The organism is Aeromonas sp. 2MA4, from assembly GCF_029237305.1.
Taxonomy (GTDB): domain Bacteria; phylum Pseudomonadota; class Gammaproteobacteria; order Enterobacterales; family Aeromonadaceae; genus Aeromonas; species Aeromonas salmonicida.
Genome location: NZ_JAACFY010000008.1, coordinates 153263 through 169643 on the forward strand (window position 1 = coordinate 153263; position 16381 = coordinate 169643).

At 56.6% G+C, this 16381-nt stretch carries 19 protein-coding genes; 10 read left to right on the forward strand and 9 right to left on the reverse strand.

Annotated features, from left to right (window positions below):
- Positions 1-2: 2 nt before the first annotated feature.
- The 5 genes from GWQ31_RS10780 to GWQ31_RS10800 all read left to right on the forward strand — a co-directional run bounded on the left by GWQ31_RS10780 (position 3) and on the right by GWQ31_RS10800 (position 3295).
- A complete protein-coding gene (locus tag GWQ31_RS10780) occupies positions 3-527 on the forward strand; it encodes a protein disulfide oxidoreductase (RefSeq protein ID WP_275909332.1) in 525 nt (174 codons plus the stop codon).
- A 254-nt stretch (positions 528-781) separates the two neighbouring features.
- A complete protein-coding gene (locus GWQ31_RS10785; protein WP_005313867.1) occupies positions 782-1066 on the forward strand; it encodes a DnaJ domain-containing protein in 285 nt (94 codons plus the stop codon).
- Between the two features lie 6 nt (positions 1067-1072).
- The gene (locus GWQ31_RS10790) at positions 1073-1603 is read left to right on the forward strand and encodes a hypothetical protein (RefSeq protein WP_021139714.1); all 531 of its coding nucleotides are present in this window, start codon (positions 1073-1075) and stop codon (positions 1601-1603) included.
- A 13-nt stretch (positions 1604-1616) separates the two neighbouring features.
- Positions 1617-2378, forward strand: coding sequence for a hypothetical protein (locus GWQ31_RS10795; protein WP_005313872.1), 762 nt, complete (start codon positions 1617-1619; stop codon positions 2376-2378).
- 11 nt (positions 2379-2389) lie between these two features.
- On the forward strand, positions 2390-3295 hold the full coding sequence (locus GWQ31_RS10800; RefSeq protein WP_275909333.1) for a hypothetical protein: 906 nt from the start codon (positions 2390-2392) through the stop codon (positions 3293-3295).
- Positions 3296-3575: 280 nt separating this feature from the next.
- On the opposite strand, the gene GWQ31_RS10805 is transcribed toward GWQ31_RS10800, so the two are convergent.
- Positions 3576-3899, reverse strand: a complete 324-nt coding sequence (locus tag GWQ31_RS10805; RefSeq protein ID WP_058394521.1) for a hypothetical protein — start codon at positions 3897-3899, stop codon at positions 3576-3578.
- 286 nt (positions 3900-4185) lie between these two features.
- Here GWQ31_RS10805 and GWQ31_RS10810 point away from each other — a divergent pair, with 286 nt between their 5' ends.
- The 5 genes from GWQ31_RS10810 to GWQ31_RS10830 all read left to right on the forward strand — a co-directional run bounded on the left by GWQ31_RS10810 (position 4186) and on the right by GWQ31_RS10830 (position 8108).
- Positions 4186-4437: a hypothetical protein gene (locus tag GWQ31_RS10810; protein WP_345893584.1), complete on the forward strand. Its 252-nt coding sequence runs from the start codon at positions 4186-4188 to the stop codon at positions 4435-4437.
- Positions 4438-4507: 70 nt separating this feature from the next.
- Positions 4508-4882 carry a hypothetical protein gene (locus tag GWQ31_RS10815; protein ID WP_275908264.1) on the forward strand — a complete coding sequence of 125 codons (375 nt, stop codon included), beginning with the start codon at positions 4508-4510 and terminating at the stop codon, positions 4880-4882.
- A 240-nt stretch (positions 4883-5122) separates the two neighbouring features.
- The gene (locus GWQ31_RS10820; protein WP_275909335.1) at positions 5123-5920 is read left to right on the forward strand and encodes a CPBP family intramembrane glutamic endopeptidase; all 798 of its coding nucleotides are present in this window, start codon (positions 5123-5125) and stop codon (positions 5918-5920) included.
- A 594-nt stretch (positions 5921-6514) separates the two neighbouring features.
- Positions 6515-7165, forward strand: a complete 651-nt coding sequence (locus GWQ31_RS10825; protein ID WP_275909336.1) for a hypothetical protein — start codon at positions 6515-6517, stop codon at positions 7163-7165.
- Between the two features lie 52 nt (positions 7166-7217).
- Complete coding sequence (locus tag GWQ31_RS10830; protein ID WP_275909337.1) at positions 7218-8108, forward strand: bacteriophage abortive infection AbiH family protein; 891 nt, start codon at positions 7218-7220, stop codon at positions 8106-8108.
- Positions 8109-8138: 30 nt separating this feature from the next.
- Here GWQ31_RS10830 and parC read toward each other — a convergent pair whose 3' ends face one another.
- The 8 genes from parC to nudF form a co-directional block, all read right to left on the reverse strand.
- On the reverse strand, positions 8139-10427 hold the full coding sequence (parC, locus tag GWQ31_RS10835) for a DNA topoisomerase IV subunit A (RefSeq protein WP_275909338.1): 2289 nt from the start codon (positions 10425-10427) through the stop codon (positions 8139-8141).
- A gap of 84 nt (positions 10428-10511) precedes the next feature.
- The gene (parE, locus tag GWQ31_RS10840) at positions 10512-12407 is read right to left on the reverse strand and encodes a DNA topoisomerase IV subunit B (RefSeq protein ID WP_275909339.1); all 1896 of its coding nucleotides are present in this window, start codon (positions 12405-12407) and stop codon (positions 10512-10514) included.
- Between the two features lie 228 nt (positions 12408-12635).
- Complete coding sequence (locus GWQ31_RS10845; protein ID WP_275909340.1) at positions 12636-13037, reverse strand: GFA family protein; 402 nt, start codon at positions 13035-13037, stop codon at positions 12636-12638.
- Positions 13038-13074: 37 nt separating this feature from the next.
- Complete coding sequence (locus GWQ31_RS10850) at positions 13075-13698, reverse strand: NUDIX hydrolase (protein WP_275909341.1); 624 nt, start codon at positions 13696-13698, stop codon at positions 13075-13077.
- Between the two features lie 2 nt (positions 13699-13700).
- On the reverse strand, positions 13701-14288 hold the full coding sequence (locus GWQ31_RS10855; protein ID WP_275909342.1) for a YqiA/YcfP family alpha/beta fold hydrolase: 588 nt from the start codon (positions 14286-14288) through the stop codon (positions 13701-13703).
- A 12-nt stretch (positions 14289-14300) separates the two neighbouring features.
- Positions 14301-15119, reverse strand: a complete 819-nt coding sequence (cpdA, locus tag GWQ31_RS10860; RefSeq protein ID WP_275909343.1) for a 3',5'-cyclic-AMP phosphodiesterase — start codon at positions 15117-15119, stop codon at positions 14301-14303.
- Between the two features lie 34 nt (positions 15120-15153).
- Positions 15154-15555, reverse strand: a complete 402-nt coding sequence (locus GWQ31_RS10865; protein WP_059111820.1) for a DUF1249 domain-containing protein — start codon at positions 15553-15555, stop codon at positions 15154-15156.
- Positions 15556-15601: 46 nt separating this feature from the next.
- Entirely contained in the window at positions 15602-16243 is a 642-nt protein-coding gene (gene nudF / locus GWQ31_RS10870; RefSeq protein WP_005313918.1) for an ADP-ribose diphosphatase, read from the reverse strand.
- Positions 16244-16381: the final 138 nt, after the last annotated feature.

Sequence of the window (16381 nt, forward strand, 5' to 3'; positions counted from 1 at the left end):
CCATGGAAGCCAAACCATCCCTCCCCCATCGCCTGCGACGCTGGGGCAAAGAGGCACTCTGGCTGCTGCTGTTTGGCGTGGTCATTTCGACGGCGCTGGACTTCTGGCGCAGCCCGGCGCTGCCAGAAGGCAACCCTCTGCCCACCCTCACCCTGCAAGATGGCACCACCGCCGACCTGCAGGCCATGAGCCGGGACAAGCCGCTGCTGGTCTACTACTGGGCCAGCTGGTGCGCCGTCTGCCGCTTCACCACACCGACCGTGGAGCAGCTCTGGCAGGACGGTGAAAACGTGCTGACGGTGGCACTGCGCTCAGGCAACGCGCAGCAGTTGAGCAAGGGGATGGGCAAAAAGGGGCTGACCTTCCCGACCCATAACGATGAGCGAGGGGACCTCGCCGCCCGCTGGCAGGTGAGCGTCACCCCCAGCTTCCTCATCGTCAAGGACGGCAAGGTGGTGAGTACCACCACAGGCTGGAGCTCGGGTCTGGGGCTGAAACTGCGCCTGGCCTGGGCCAGCCTTCAGTAACCTCTGTGACAACGCCCGGCCTGCCGGGCGTTTTTTCAACCGCCATCACACATGCCCCACCCTCTTCTTGCCAAAATGGCAGCGATCGGAGCTTTTCTCGCATAAGCAACTTGCTTGCCATATCACCTCCTATTCATGGCGGAGCTGGCCTGTTTCCGTTAAAATGACGGGTTTTTGCCGTGCCTGGTTTCTCAAGCTCCACCATCAGGCGCCCGCATTGTGAATTCCAAGATGCCAGTGATGCAGGATCTGCCATGAACAACTACTTTCGGGTACTGGGCGTCAAGTCCAATGCCAGCGAAAACGACATCAAAAAAGCCTATCGACGGCTGTCGAACCAGTACCACCCAGACAAGCTGTTAGGGGCGAGCGAAGAAGAGCGAGAGCTGGCAGCCATCAAGCTGCACCAGGTAAAGCAGGCCTATGAAGTGCTGTCAGACCCGAAACAACGGGCCGCTTTCATCAAGGATTTCAACAACGTCATCGTGACCGATCCCGCTTCTGCCATGCAGGAGATGTGGGACCAATTTTACCCCTGAGGCGCTATGCAGAAAAAATGGGACCAGGCGCGGATCAAAGCGCTGATGAGTGATGCCAGTGAAAACATCGAATCCTACCGGGATCAGGACGACCCCAAGGCGCTGGAGCAATTCACCGGCAAGATGAAGACACTGCTGCTGGCTGACATGAGCATGCTGGAATTCATGCCCGAATACCTGCCGCTGGCCCTCTATGGCCGGGTGCAGTTCCCGGCCAAGGCCAAGCCCGAGTGGAACAAGTGGCTCGGCAGCGGCGTACAACCCTCATGGGACGAATTCAAGGTGTCGGTGGCGTTCAACAATGCCGACCTGCCGCTGGTGAAAGCGGTACGGGCCCAGAGCGAAGATCAGCTGATCGAAGCCTGCGCCGTGCTGTTCCAGCTGGACAACCCGCTGCCGCGCGGCGGCCGCCGTGCCGATGACGACTACGAACTGCGTGACGACGACGATGACGACGGGGAAAACGCTGACGCCGACTACAACGGTGATGGTGACGACGACGGCGATCAAGACATGTACGACGAAGTACGTTTCTAACTTGGGGCAAAGCATGCACAGTCTGATAGAAATTACCGCCATCGAGATCAAAGAGCTGGCCGTGATCGAGCCGAAACAGGCCAGCGAGAAGTTCGAACTGATCGCCAAGACAATGTCTGACGATCAGTTGGCAGAAGTCATTGAACAGATTGATATCGTCACCCTGACCCAGATCAACGGCCAGCACGACATGTCGTTCCCGTCCATCATCTCCGAGCTGATGACCCCGGAGCGGATCCGCGACATCGTCTGCCAGCAGCCCCTCTACTGGGAAGAGGCGATCAAGAACAACGCCGAAGAGCTGCAGCAGCACACCTTCGACTTCCTCAACTACCTGATCCGCACCCAGGACAGCGACGCCAAGCAGGCGGAGATCCTGGAGTGCATCGCCGAGGATCCGGCCGGTCTCTTCTACCTCGCCATCCCCTTCATCGAGTTCTATCGCGGTGAGCGCTTCGAGGATGAAGAGGGCTTCCACGACACGCTGCACGCCGAAGAGGAAGACTTGGAAGAAGCACTCTCCTACAGCGACCGCCAGCAGAGCGAAAATGCCCACGACTACCCGCTGGATGACCCGCGCAGCCTCTTGATGCTGATCCGCGAGCTGACCCCGGACGTGGAAAAAGCTATCAAGGCACTGCTGCGCAATGAGCACTCATCCTGGGAAGGGATCATCAGCAAGTTCGCCAGCGAGCTGGTGATGCAGGCCAAAGATAAGAACGATGCCTCCGACGAGTACGCCGAAGTCGACGACATGTTCAGCTTCCTGGATTGAGGAACCCCGTCATGCAACTAGTCATACGCGATGTCAATCAGGGCCCCTTTCTCACTCAGGTGCTGCGCTTTGGCCGCGAGAGCGAACACTTGAGCGATCAACAGCTGGGCCAGATCAAGGGCAAGGCTGTGCTGATGAGCCTGAAGTTCGCCGACAAGTACTACAACAAGTACAAGATGCATCTGCTGGAACAGGCCGCCCACGACGTCATCGGCGTGGTCAGCCTGGGCCTGCTGGAGCTGTCGCAACGGGATACCGCCAAGGCACTGGCCCTGCTGCAGGCGCCGGAGGGGCCCATCAAGCCGTTCCAGAAGGGCTGGTCCATGCTGATCTCGGTCAGCACCAAGCAGCCCGGTGGCAACAGCCTCTATGGGGATGTGGATGCGCGGCTTTTGGACAAGATCTCCAGCCCGCCGGATGTGGAGGAGTGGCAAGGCTGGCAGGAGTACGAGAAGGCGCTGGTGGAGCATAACAAGGCCCGCCTGATGAGCCTGCTCGATCAGCACTTCTTCGCCTGCGAAAACGACCACCCCACCATGGAGGACAAGCTGGCCGAAGCCCTGCTCTACCGCATCCTCTGCGGCAATGGCAGCGGGGCCGCCAAACTGAAGGTAAAGCAGGATCTCAAGCGCAAACTGGCGCGGGAGATTGAGCTGCAAGAGAAGTGGTACGACACCGACTATCTGGCCGCCCAGCTGGAGCTGCTGCTGGCGGAGCTGCCGGGCGAGCTGATCGCCGGCCTGCGTCAGGAGCTCAGCAAGGGATTCGTCGCCAACCTGCTGCACACCCTGGGCTTTGTGCGCCAGTACCAGTTGCTGCAACAAGAGAACGCCGAGCCGGAGAAGCTCGACAATTTCGAGATGCGCGCCGGTCTCAAGCACCCCCTGCTCGGCTGGCCGCTCTACCACGACTTCTAAGCCAGCTTTGGCTCGGGGCCACTGCCAACGCAGGTGGCAGCAAGCAGGATCTGCCCCGTCATGACCCAACAACGCCCGGCTTGCCGGGCGTTGTTGTATCTGACCACCACAGTGACGAGCGGGGAACACTGGGGGACGAGGTCAGGCCATCCAGGTAGGGTGCAATCAGCGAAGCACACCCGCGTATCAAGAGTGATGCAACTCCCCCTGTTCACGTCCCCGTGGGCTACGGGAACAGGGTTTGAATGAGAGGGTAGTCTCAGCCACGCCCCTCAAGACATCAGTGCGTGATAGTCCACATGGCGCTATCCACCCCGGTTTCACGAAAATCGATGAGCACCGGATACTGTTTGCCGCACCCTTCCACCGTCCAGCGCTCTTGCCAATAACGGCTACCCGGTTCTCCCTTTGGCGGCTGCAACACAACCGGCACAAAGCGCTCTGGCGCTTCACAGCCCTTGGTTGCCACCCAGCCAGCTACACCGACCATGGCATCCTGGATCAACTGCTGATTGGCCAGGGTTCCCTCCTGTTCCGGTTCGGGCGTCTCGGCTTGCGCGTACAAGGCCCAGCAGCAAAACAAGAACGGGACATATTTCATCATCAGATCTCCAGCAGGCAATCGACAAAATTGGTTCGTTTGGGGCTTTTATGATGCACTGAAACACTCCTGAAAAAAATCTCTCTCGGTGCAAGGAGGGATTATCAAGCCGATGCCTCCCTCCCAGATGGTGAGCCGAAGACGGGGGAAAGTCCGGTATTCCTATCGAATCCCCATAGGAACTACCTCGTTAGCGTCATTGGTCCATAGAATGTAAGGAATATAATGAATCCCCCATACCAGCAGCAGGGGCCATGCTGTGAGCAGAAAACCCGACCGTATTACCGCGATGCAGCAGATCATCGATGCAGTGAAGCAGGAATTTCCGCTCTATCAGCCGGATACCTTCAGATGCGGACCAGACAATAGCTGCATCGGCTGCCCCAAGAAGCTGATGGAGCTGGTCGACACTGACTTATCCTATTGGCAATATCAGATAGATAGCGGCATTCCCCCCTCCTTCGACGAGCTCAACCGCTTTGGCAAGCTGTGCAAGAACATCCGCCGGGCGCTGATGCGCAATGGTCGGATCCCCGCCTGATACTTTGCATCTGCATCTGATAAGGTTTACCGACAGGCCCAGATAGGGCACAAACGAGAAGGAGAGGAAGATGACCCAGGAGCGGATCCAGACCCGATATAGACTGGCGGGCACCTTTACCACTCAGGCCGAGCGGGAGCAGGCCATCGCCCGGGCGATAGAGGCCCACAAACAGGACTTCTTCCCCCTGCTGGAACGACTGGTAGATGTGGGTGACAATCGGGTCAAGCTCAGCCAGAAAGATCCGCTGCGGGTACTGGGGGTGGAGCTCGACAAGGCTTACACAGGGGGCAGCGCCCGCCTCAACTACGAATCCAATTTCGCCGAGGGCTGCCGCCTTATCGACGAATATGACCAGCACCAGACCAGCGTGCCCTTTCGCCTGGAAGGTGATGAGCTTGTCTTCGACCTTGAGCTGCCCATAGCGTGGAATTTCAATAATTGAAGGCTCGGCGGTGCAATTCACCTTGTTTATTGCACCAGCAGCATATGTGAAGTCGATGGGGTGTCAGTCATGGTGCTACGGGCCGAATGAAGCGGCTGTCAGGAAGGCGTGAGCCCGCGAAAGAAGGGATTTACACCTTGATGGTTGGCATTTAAATAAAGATGCAAGAGCCGCCAATTAACTTAGCCATCTGGTATAGGGTTGTTTCCAGGACAACAAATTGAAATATCGAGGGTCACCATGCGTGAGCATCAATCTGCAGCAATACCGGTATTGAATGACAGTGATTACTATGGTTTCGAGCGCAAAAGTGCCGGGGATTTTCCCTTTTATCGCGAGGGGCCCCATGCATTATCTGCCCGTCGCTGGGTACTGATCCTGCTTGGTGTAGCCCTGGGTTTCTCGATGCTGACGGTGCCTGTCGCATTTTTTAAAACCACCATGGGTGGCTTTGTTCCCGCCATCCTGTTCCCGCTTATCCCACTGGCTGTGCTCGCCATGATGGTGGGTAAAGGGTGGCGAGCACTGTTTCGCACGCCGACATGGCGGGATGTTCTGTTGATGGTGGCCATTGTTGGCGCCAATATTCTGGTCTCCTTTACCGTTGCAATCTTGCTGCAGCTGCTTTTCAAGATGAATACCAATCCGGTCAATACTCTGCTGGCAGGGGCATCCGATACGGCACTCATCCTCTTTTATTTAAAAACGGTCCCGCAACTCTTCGGTGAGGAGGTGGTCTCCATATTGCCGTTTCTGGCTGTGCTCTGGTTTTGTCACCAAACACTCGCCATGACGCGCAAGCGTGCCATTATTACCGCCTGGCTCTGTACTGCGCTTATCTTCGGTGCGTTGCATCTGCCCACTTATGAGTGGAATTTTGTGCAATGTTTTCTGGTCATCGGGACGGCCCGCATTGTGCTGCTAAGTGGCTACATCATTACCAAAAACATTTGGGTATCAACCGGCGCACACATTATCAATGACTGGCTGCTGTTTACCATCATGGCGGCTTTTCTGGGCGCTCACGCCGCCGGGTAGGACGTAGGGTGCAATAAGCGAAGCGCATTGCACCGGCAACCTCGCGGGGTCAATCACGGTGCAATTCACCTTGTTCATTGCACCCGACGGTTACCTCCCCTCACCCTAACCCTCTCCCAAGGGGAGAGGGGACAAGTACCTGCCAACCTTTGGCCGTAGCTGTCACGCCATTCCAAAATCGCTGCGATCTGGGCTCCCCTCTCCCTCTCTTTGCCATAAACAGGGGGAGAAGGGCTGGGGATGATGGGGCACACCCAATCACAACAGAAGCCACCGACAAGCAGCATAACGTTAAAGAAAACAGAGAGAAGTAGGGTCGATTAGCGAAGCGTAGTCGTCCGCACCGCAATCTCGGTGGCTATAGACATAGAGAAGAGATCAGCTGGAGCACCAGCAGAATTACGGCAACCTGTTTTCGCTAGATAAAAAATCAGACAGGGATCACGATAAGAAATCAGTCAGTTCAGGTAAACTATTACTAGATATTTAAATAACTTCAACGGTTACATTTTATGAAATAAAAATTCATTCACAACACGCAAATTAAACAACAATCCATCTCATAAAAACACTAACAGCCAGATCAGAAATAACATGGAAGAAAAAGCCCTCTCTTTTCACGATTTATATCGTCACGCCGAGATTGACCATTCACTTATAACAACAGAACTAACTCCTTTCCAAATTTTTTCATTAAAAAATGACTGTAAAGAAAGTTGGCTTTTTAACAAAAATGATATCGAATTTAAACTATATCAAACCCTCCTTAAATTCGAGAGTAATGACACTAATTACAATGAGAGATATGGAATAGAAAAAGCTGTTGATGCTTATGTTCGAGTCTTGGTGAAATGTGAATTCATAAAAAGGCTAATAAATGCTAAAAAATACGACAACCACTTAAAAATAAAAGAGTTTAACTGGAATGGAATTTTCGTATCGTCCTACTTTGGTACAAATGATATCTTAAATGCACCTTTTTTTGAAATTTATACCATGTATGATACTAACATAATAAATCTGGAAAGAACTCATTTATATGAGATTGCAATAGACCTTGTTGCAACTAATAAATGTAGAAGCTACCTATTAGGTGAAATTCTTTATCACAGAACAAAGCTGATCGAAAAAACCAACGAAAAATTAGACTATACACTTCGCTTGGTGTATGAAACAAACAAGAAAATAAATTATACGTTAGTATTCTCTATAATACTTTCACTTTTAATTTTGTTAATTAAATGATAATTAAAAAATTTAATTACTCTTCCGATTATCCAAAATTAGATGGGGAAATATGATAACTCTATATGTAATAGGAAATGGTTTTGACCTTCACCATAGGTTACCAACAAGTTACTCTTATTTTCACCAAGAAAATAATGAGCTGCTTGATGGCTTGTCCGATTATTTCCCAAATAACCATGATGAAACCCCTTGGCATAACTTTGAAGAGAACTTAGGAAAATATGATTCTGAGATTATTTTTAGTGAATGCGATCATTTAGATATTGGGGATGAAAAATTTAAACTCAGTATGTTATATGGGCTAGAAGATGAACTTGCCGAACAAACAGAAAACATAGTATCGAATTTACAAGATGCATTTTCAGAGTGGATAAATTCCATTGAAATAGATCCCAATGAAATAGCTGAACGTCTAAACCTAGAATCTAACTCGTTGTATCTATCATTTAACTACACAACAACCTTAGAGAAAATATACAACATCTCAAAAGAGTCGATTCTTTATATACATGGCTGTGCAGAAAGATATGATGACTTGATTTTTGGACATGGTTTGAATATCGATGAAGAACTAGAATTTGATGAAAGTGGCGAAAGTCTAAGAACGCCATTTAGTGATGCAATCGCATCCTCTAGATATCCGTTAAGTGCACTGAAGAAACCAGTTGTAGAAATAATAAATAAAAACAGTATTTTCTTTTCATCCTTATCTAATCTAGAGCGAGTGTTAATTATTGGCCACTCCATTGGTTGTGTAGATCACCCTTATTTTATAAAAATAAAAGACAATGTATCAGACAATTGTCAGTGGGTAGTAAGTTACTACAATGATAAGGATATGGAAGAACACAAGAAAAATTTAAGTTCTTGTGGGATTGAAATTAAGAATATAACCCTATTGTCTATTTCAGACCTTAATGCTTATTTTAAACATATATAGAAGGGCGCTTTCGCGCCCTTTCTATATTAATTACCCTTCCTGACTTTCCTCCACGACCGGCTCGGCGGCGGGTTCAATCTCGATGCGGTCTACCCGCTGCAAGCCACGGGGCAGCTTGGCGCCGCGGCGGCCGCGTTCGCCGCGGTAGTAGTCGAGATCGGCAGGTTTGAGGGTCAGCTTGCGCTTGCCGGCGAACAGGGTGACATATTGCCCCTGCGGGATAATGGCGGCCATCACCATAAACTCTTCCCGCGCCTTGACTCGCGCCGACGGTATGCTGATCAGCTTGTTACCCTTGCCCTTGCCGAGCACCGGCAGGGTGTTGAGCGGGAACAACAGCATGCGCCCCTCGTTGGAGATGGCCATGCAGAGATCGGTCTCCGGCGAACCAATCTTCTGGGGAGCCATCACCAGGCCCCCTTCCGGCACTGTGAGCAGCGCCTTACCGTTCTTGTTCTTGCCGATGAGATCGTCATAGGTACAGACGAAGCCGTAACCGGCATCCGAGCAGATGAGATACGGTTCCCCCTCGTTGCCCATCACCAGATGGCGCACCTCTTCCCCTGCGCCCAGCGCAAAGCGGCCGGTGAGCGGCTCACCCTGACTGCGGGCAGATGGCAGGGTGTGGGCTTCCAGTGCATAGGTGCGCCCCAAGGTGGAGAGGAACACCGCCTGCTGATTGCTGCGACCGCAGGCGTGGGCAAGATAGCCATCACCCGCCTTGTAGGAGAGGCCTGCCACGTCCACGTCGTGGCCCTTGGCGGCCCGAACCCAGCCTTTATCGGAGAGAATGACAGTGACCGGCTCGCTTGGGGTCAGCTCTTTTTCGGTCAGTGCCACAGCGCTGGCACGCTCCACCAGCGGAGTGCGGCGATCGTCGCCGTACTTCTCGGCATCCGCCAGCAGCTCCTTCTTGAGCAGGGTGTTGAGGCGACGCTCGGAGCCCAGCAGCAGTTCGAGCTTGTCGCGCTCTATGGCCAGTTCGTCCTGCTCGGCACGCAGCTTGAACTCTTCCAGCTTGGCCAGATGGCGCAGTTTGAGCTCGAGGATAGCCTCGGCCTGGGTCTCGCTGATGTTGAAGCGCTCCACCATCACCTTGCCCGGCTCATCCTCGGTGCGGATGATCTCGATCACCTCGTCGATGTTGAGATAGGCCACCAGCAAGCCTTCGAGGATGTGCAGGCGAGCCAGCACCTTGTCGAGGCGATACTGCAGGCGACGGCGCACCGTCTCGCGGCGGAAAATGATCCACTCGGAGAGGATCATCTTGAGGGTCTTCACCTGGGGGCGGTTGTCCAGCCCCAGTATGTTGAGGTTGACGCGATAGTTCTTCTCCAGATCCGTGGTGGCGAACAGGTGGGCCATCAGCGCCTCCATGTCCACCCGGTTGGAGCGGGGGATGATCACCAGACGGGTCGGGTTCTCGTGGTCCGATTCGTCCCGCAGGTCGGTGACCATGGGCAGCTTCTTGGCCACCATCTGGGCGGCGATCTGCTCCATGATCTTGGCGCCGGAGGCCTGATGGGGCAGCGCCGTGATGACGATGTCGCCATCCTCCTCGTTCCACACAGCCCGCTGCTTGATGGAGCCCTTGCCGGTCTCGTAGATTTTGCGGATGTCATCGCGCGGCGTGATGATCTCGGCGCTGGTCGGGTAGTCCGGCCCCTGAATGTGCGCCATCAGCGCATCCAGCCCGGCATTGGGGTTGTCGAGCAGCTCGGCACAGGCGTAGGCCACTTCCCGCGCGTTGTGGGGCGGAATGTCGGTCGCCATGCCCACGGCTATGCCTGTGATGCCGTTGAGCAGTATGTGCGGCAGGCGGGCGGGCAGCACCACCGGCTCTTTCATGGTGCCATCGAAGTTCGGCGTCCAGTCCACAGTGCCCTGGCCGAGCTCGGAGAGCAGCAGCTCGGAGAAGCGCGACAGCCGCGCCTCGGTATAACGCATGGCGGCGAAGGATTTGGGATCGTCCGGCGCCCCCCAGTTGCCCTGACCGTCCACCAGCGGGTAGCGGTAGGAGAAGGGCTGGGCCATCAGCACCATGGCTTCATAACAGGCGCTGTCGCCGTGAGGGTGGTATTTACCCAGCACGTCACCCACGGTACGGGCGGATTTCTTGTGCTTTGAGAGGGCCGACAGACCCAGCTCGCTCATGGCGTAGATGATGCGCCGCTGCACGGGTTTTAGGCCATCGCCGATGTGCGGCAAGGCCCGATCCATGATGACGTACATGGAGTAGTTCAAGTAAGCCTGTTCGGTAAAGGTGCGCATTGGCTGGCGCTCTACCCCGTCCAGACTGAGCTCGATAGCATCACTCATGTGATAGTTCTCTTTCGGTTCGGGAGCCGCCACAGGGCGACTCCGGCTAAATGCTTGCTGGCCCGCACAGGACCAGCCGACGGCTTAGATGATGGCGAGGTTGCCCTTCTCTTCCAGCCACTCGCGGCGATCCGGGGCACGTTTCTTGGCCAGCAACATGTCCATCAGTTGCAGGGTCTCGTCCCCCTCCTCCAGCTCGCCCATGGTGAGCTGCACCAGACGGCGGGTATTGGGATCCATGGTGGTTTCCCGCAGCTGTTTCGGGTTCATCTCGCCCAGACCCTTGAATCGGGTCACCATCACCTTGCCCTTCTTCTTCTCGGCCTCGACCCGCTGCAGCACGCCGTTCTTCTCGTCCTCATCGAGGGCGTAGAACACCTCCTTGCCGATGTCGATCCGGTAGAGCGGCGGCATGGCCACATAGACGTGGCCATGATTGACCAGGGTGCGGAAGTGCCTCACGAACAGGGCGCAGAGCAGGGTGGCGATGTGCAGACCGTCCGAGTCCGCATCCGCCAGTATGCACACCTTGCCGTAGCGCAGGCCGGAGAGATCTTCGGAGTCCGGATCCAGGCCGATAGCCACAGAGATATCGTGTACTTCTTGCGAGGCGAGCACCTGACCAGCCTCCACCTCCCAGGTGTTCAGGATCTTGCCGCGCAGGGGCATGATGGCCTGAAATTCGCGATCCCGCGCCTGCTTGGCGCTGCCGCCCGCTGAGTCACCCTCCACCAGGAACAATTCACCTTGCATGGGGTCGGCGCAGTTGCAGTCGGTGAGCTTGCCGGGCAGCGCCGGGCCCTGGGTGATTTTCTTGCGCACCACCGTCTTGGCGGCGCGCAACCGGCGCTGAGCGCTGGAGATGCAGATCTCGGCGATCTGCTCCGCCAGCTCGGTGTTGCTGTTGAGGAACAGGCTGAAGGAGTCCTTCACCACCCCCGACACGAAGGCCGAGCTCTGGCGCGACGACAGCCGCTCCTTGGTCTGACCGGCGAACTGGGGATCCTGCATCTTGATGGAGAGGATGTAGGCGCAGCGATCCCAGATGTCTTCAGGGGTCAGCTTGACCCCGCGCGGCAACAGGTTGCGGAACTCGCAGAACTCGCGCATGGCGTCGAGCAGGCCCTGACGCAGGCCGTTGACGTGAGTACCGCCCTGCGGCGTCGGGATCAGGTTCACATAGGATTCGGCGAGGCACTCACCCCCTTCCGGCAACCAGCACAGCGCCCAGTCCACCGCAGACTGCTCTGTGCTGAAGGCGCCGACGAAGGGCTGCTCCGGCAGGCAGGTGAACTGCTTGACCGCATCGACCAGGTAATCCTTGAGGCCATCCTCGTAGCACCACTCCAGCTTGATGCCGGTGTTCTTGTCGAGGAACTTGATGGTGAGGCCGGGGCAGAGCACGGCCTTGGCCTTGAGCAAGTGCTCCAGCTTGGTGACCGAGAAGCGGGGCGAGTCGAAATAGCTCGCTTGCGGCCAGAAGCGCACCCGGGTGCCAGTGTTGCGGCGCCCGCAGGTGCCGGTGATGGTCAGCTCCTGCACCTTGTCGCCGCGCTCGAAGGCGATGTCATAGACCTGGCCATCGCGGCGCACCGTCACCTCGACCCGATCGGAGAGGGCGTTCACCACAGAAATGCCCACCCCGTGCAGACCGCCGGAGAACTGGTAGTTCTTGTTGGAGAACTTGCCCCCCGCGTGCAGCTTGCAGAGGATCAGCTCCACACCACACACCCCCTCCTCCGGGTGAATGTCGACCGGCATGCCGCGGCCATCATCGATCACCTCGAGGGACTGGTCTTCAAACAGGGTCACCTCCAGAGTACGGGCGTGGCCCGCCAGCGCCTCATCGACGCTGTTGTCGATGACCTCCTGGCCGAGGTGATTGGGCCGGGTGGTGTCTGTGTACATGCCGGGGCGACGACGCACCGGTTCGAGGCCATTGAGGACCTCAATGGCATCCGCATTGTATTGAGTGGACATGGAGGGCCTTGCGAATTGACGTTTGGGGAGAATCTTACTCGTTGGGAGGGCCTTGGACAAACCCGACGGCGGGAAAGGGTGATCCAGACAGGGGCCGACAAGATACTGAGCCGGGATCAGATGCGCCTGACGCCACAGAGAGTGCCTGTGTCAGCCTGGAGAAGGAGACATTGAAACCAAAAGACGCTGCCACCCTGATGATGACATCTGCGGATGACGCCCTTGTGGCTATTTCCCTCGATCCGCCGGATGGTTGATCCCGTCGCGCAGCGGCACCTCAGCCAGCTCGAACGGGTTGACCCCCTCCAGACAGGCAAGGTTGTAACCATACTCGGCCGGGTTGGATCGACGTTGATGATGGGTATAGATGCCGCAGACGCTGCAGAAGTAGTGCTTTGCGGTGCGGGTGTTGAACTGGTAGCAGCGCAGTTCGACCTCCCCTTGCAGGATGCGTATGCCGTCCAGCGGCACAGAGGCGACGATGGCGCCCCGTCGCCGGCAGAGGGAGCAGTCGCAGCGACGGGGATCCACCACCCCATCCGGCAAGGTAAGTTCCAGTACCACGGCCCCGCAGTGGCAGCTGGCCCTGTGCTTTTCCTCAATCCGGGTATTGCCAATGCGTTTGATCATCCAGCCTCCTTGCTAGCTGATGCGCCCTCCAATCGGGTCAGTCGAACAGGGTATCGCGCCGTCCTTGCAACAGATGGCCATGCAGGGTGCGCAGTTGGGACGCCACCACCCGATGACGGGAGAGTTCAGGCAAGTCGTCGATGGGGAAGTAACCTGCACCTTGTGTTTCATCGGTTTCGCCGAGCAGCTGACCGCCGATCACCTCGCACAAAAAGAAAGCCTTGTGGGCGTGGGGCAGCTGGGGCGGATGGGGGTGCTTGAGCTTGTCGAACAGAGCCAGCAGCTGCACGGCCCGACATTCGAGGCCAGTCTCTTCAACGACCTCGCGCACCACGGCACCGGCTGGCGAGTCCCCGATATCACACCAGCCGCCGGGCAGGGTCCAGCAACCGTCGCTGCGCTCCTGCACCAGCAGGATATGGCCAGCCTTATCAACGATAAGGCCTCGTACATCCAGCTTGGGAGTGGGGTAGCCGCGATCGAGGTCGATCCACTCGGCGATGGCGTCCGGTTTCAGGTCGCTATGACTGGCAATCAGGGCGACCGTGGCCGCTCTGAGCGCCTCAAAGCGGCCAATCTCGAAGGGATCCCTGGAGTAGGTGAGGCCGGCCTGCGCTGTGGCCAGCACCTGTTCCAGAAAGGTGGCCAGCGGCGGTTGCATCGCTAGAGCCCGAGGAAGTGGATGATCTGGGCGGGATAGCGTTCAAACCCGGTGAAGGCGTGATTGCCGCCGCACTCCAGCGAGAGACGGGCGAACTGATATTCGGTCAGCGCCTTGCGATAGTCGAGCACCTCGTCCTCCTGCTGTTGCAGGATCCAGAGCCGTTCAGGCGCCACCACAGATACCGCCAGTGCCTTCAGTTCGTCCATGTGTACCGGCAGCAGCTCATAGCGCTCGTTGGTATAAGGATTGGTCTGGGGGCCCAGATAGTCGCAGAGCAGCTCATGGGGGCGCACCGCCGGATTGATCAGGGCCGCGCGGCAGCCATAGCGCTCGGCCACCCGGGTCGCCATAAAACCGCCGAGCGAGCTGCCCACGGCGCCGAGCTTGAGATGGGCGCCATGACGGGTACTGACATCTTCGATGATTTGTTCGATGGCAGCCCAGGCAGCGGCAGGCGTATTGGGCTGGGCCGGAATAATGACCTCGATGTCGGGTCTGTATTCGGCCACCCAGGCAGCCATCTGCTGTGCCTTGGCAGAGCCTGGCGAAGAGTTGAAACCGTGCAGATAAAGGAGAACCGACTTCATGCAATGCTCTCCTCAATAACCGGTGGCATCGGGGTCTGGCACAAACTGCCCCACTGGCAGGCGCCACACCTGGCTCGCCACCCGGCCATCGGGATGCAGGGTGAGATAGCGCCAGCCCGGGCCGGACTCATCCAGCGCGAAACCATCGCTGAGCGGTTTGAACTGGATGCAGGTGGAGGGGCTGGCAATCAGCCGCACCCCGCGGTGCACCTCGTCAAACTCCTGATGGACATGGCCAAACAAGATGGTTTTCTGCTGGGGATGACGAGCCAGCACGGCGAACAAGTCGTCTGCATTCTTGAGATTGTGCTGATCCAGCCAGGCGCAACCGACCGGCACAGCCTGATGGTGCAGGGCGATCAGGGCGTGGCGCTCGGGATGTTGACGCAGTGCACTGTCCAGCGCCGCCAGTTGGTGATCCCCCAGCACGCCATGGGGTTTGCCGCGTACCTGGGTATCCAGCAGCATCACTTGCCAGTGTTCGCCCACCAGTTGCTTGGCCTCGCTGATCCCGGCCGCATGCAGGTACTCGGTCATCAGGGGGCCGTCGTCGTGGTTGCCTGGCAACCAGTAGATGGGGCGCGCCAGCGGGGCCATCATGCTGGCAAAGCGCTGGTAGGACTCCGGACTGTGATCCTGCGACAGATCGCCAGTCGCCAGGATCAGGTCGAACGGGTACTCATTGACCTGCACCTGTTCCAACACGGCAGCCAGGCTCTCTGCGGTGCGCACAGCCAATAGCCTCCCCTCGGCACTCGCGAAGAGATGGGTGTCGGTAATTTGTAACAGGCGCACACTGCCGTCCTGCGCCTGGGGTAGCTCTGTTTCCAAAATCACGCTTCTTTGTATAAGTTCAACTAGAGGATTAGAGGATGTTGATCAAGCTGGTACCATGTCTGAGACAAAATCTTAGCCAATCGGCCAGAAACAGATTTACCTGCTCCTTTTCATCCCGCTGGTGCATTTTTTTATTGGGATAATCATAACGTGGTTGCAACCTCGAAATCTGTTGCGCCGCACACACTTCCGCCATCCGCACGTCATGATACAAACGAATCTCGATGCGAGCCTGCAAGTAGCTCGGCAATTCCGGGTTGTGCTGTGCCAGGATCACCTGACTGGTAAAGCGGCTCTCCTCGCTGACGATGAGCTGGAACTGCAACCCGTTGCCCACCTGATAGCGGCGTTCGGCCCCGACTGTGCCACCGGGTGGCAGCAGTTTCATCAAGGCCATATAGTTCACCTCGCAGGTGCGCTGCAAGGACATCAAATCAGGCACATAGCGCTTGCCCTGCTGCTGGACGCGCACCACCTCAGCGCTCCGCCAGCCAGCGAGCCCGCAGCTCGCCGTGATTGAGGGCCAGCCACTGCAGTGCGATGACGGAAGCCGCATTGTCGATGCGCCCCTCCTTTAGCCAGGCATAGGCCTGTTCACGACTCACCACGTGAACCCGGATATCCTCGCCCTCTTCCGCCAAACCGTGGATCCCTTCGGCCTTGCTGGCATCCACCTCGCCCACATAGACCTCGATACGCTCGGTACTGCCGCCCGGGCTCACCAGATAACTGATGGCATGCTCGCAGCGACCGACCTCAATCCCCGCCTCTTCCACCGCTTCCCGGCGCACCACCACCTCGGCAGTCTCCCCTTCATCTATGATGCCGGCCACCAGCTCCAGCAGCCAGGGGGTGGAACTGGTCTCGATGGCGCCGATGCGAAACTGCTCCACCAGCACTATCTGGTCGCGCACAGGATCATAGGGCAGCAGCGCGGCCGCATGGCCGCGCTCGAACAGCTCGCGCACTATGGGCTCATTCCAGCCCCCCGCAAATAACCTGTGTTGCAGGCGATAGACATTTACTTTGAAGAAGCCGTTATATCCCGATGATTTCTCGATAATTTTTACATCATCAGCAGAATAGTGACGGGTTTGGGGCAAGGCTTGCTGCGACATACGAGACTCCCGCCAGCTTGACTTGGCTCGGTTTGACCATAAAATCCGAGAACATGAATGAACATTCATTCACTCGTTCCCGACGGAGATGAGGGATGGATTTTAGCAGTCACAGGGCATTTGGCTAGGCACGAGGGG

Bases quoted from the DNA above. Each gene is read 5' to 3' on its own strand.
- GWQ31_RS10785 (WP_005313867.1), top strand. From the start codon at position 782: ATGAACAACTACTTTCGGGTACTGGGCGTCAAGTCCAATGCCAGCGAA.
- GWQ31_RS10820 (WP_275909335.1), top strand. From the start codon at position 5,123: ATGCGTGAGCATCAATCTGCAGCAATACCGGTATTGAATGACAGTGAT.
- GWQ31_RS10810 (WP_345893584.1), top strand. From the start codon at position 4,186: ATGCAGCAGATCATCGATGCAGTGAAGCAGGAATTTCCGCTCTATCAG.
- GWQ31_RS10865 (WP_059111820.1), bottom strand. From the start codon at position 15,555: ATGTCCTTGCAGCGCACCTGCGAGGTGAACTATATGGCCTTGATGAAA.
- parC (WP_275909338.1), bottom strand. From the start codon at position 10,427: ATGAGTGATGCTATCGAGCTCAGTCTGGACGGGGTAGAGCGCCAGCCA.
- GWQ31_RS10790 (WP_021139714.1), top strand. From the start codon at position 1,073: ATGCAGAAAAAATGGGACCAGGCGCGGATCAAAGCGCTGATGAGTGAT.
- GWQ31_RS10850 (WP_275909341.1), bottom strand. From the start codon at position 13,698: ATGCAACCGCCGCTGGCCACCTTTCTGGAACAGGTGCTGGCCACAGCG.
- GWQ31_RS10800 (WP_275909333.1), top strand. From the start codon at position 2,390: ATGCAACTAGTCATACGCGATGTCAATCAGGGCCCCTTTCTCACTCAG.
- GWQ31_RS10845 (WP_275909340.1), bottom strand. From the start codon at position 13,037: ATGATCAAACGCATTGGCAATACCCGGATTGAGGAAAAGCACAGGGCC.
- GWQ31_RS10815 (WP_275908264.1), top strand. From the start codon at position 4,508: ATGACCCAGGAGCGGATCCAGACCCGATATAGACTGGCGGGCACCTTT.
- nudF (WP_005313918.1), bottom strand. From the start codon at position 16,243: ATGTCGCAGCAAGCCTTGCCCCAAACCCGTCACTATTCTGCTGATGAT.
- GWQ31_RS10855 (WP_275909342.1), bottom strand. From the start codon at position 14,288: ATGAAGTCGGTTCTCCTTTATCTGCACGGTTTCAACTCTTCGCCAGGC.
- GWQ31_RS10825 (WP_275909336.1), top strand. From the start codon at position 6,515: ATGGAAGAAAAAGCCCTCTCTTTTCACGATTTATATCGTCACGCCGAG.
- parE (WP_275909339.1), bottom strand. From the start codon at position 12,407: ATGTCCACTCAATACAATGCGGATGCCATTGAGGTCCTCAATGGCCTC.
- GWQ31_RS10780 (WP_275909332.1), top strand. From the start codon at position 3: ATGGAAGCCAAACCATCCCTCCCCCATCGCCTGCGACGCTGGGGCAAA.
- GWQ31_RS10805 (WP_058394521.1), bottom strand. From the start codon at position 3,899: ATGATGAAATATGTCCCGTTCTTGTTTTGCTGCTGGGCCTTGTACGCG.
- GWQ31_RS10830 (WP_275909337.1), top strand. From the start codon at position 7,218: ATGATAACTCTATATGTAATAGGAAATGGTTTTGACCTTCACCATAGG.
- GWQ31_RS10795 (WP_005313872.1), top strand. From the start codon at position 1,617: ATGCACAGTCTGATAGAAATTACCGCCATCGAGATCAAAGAGCTGGCC.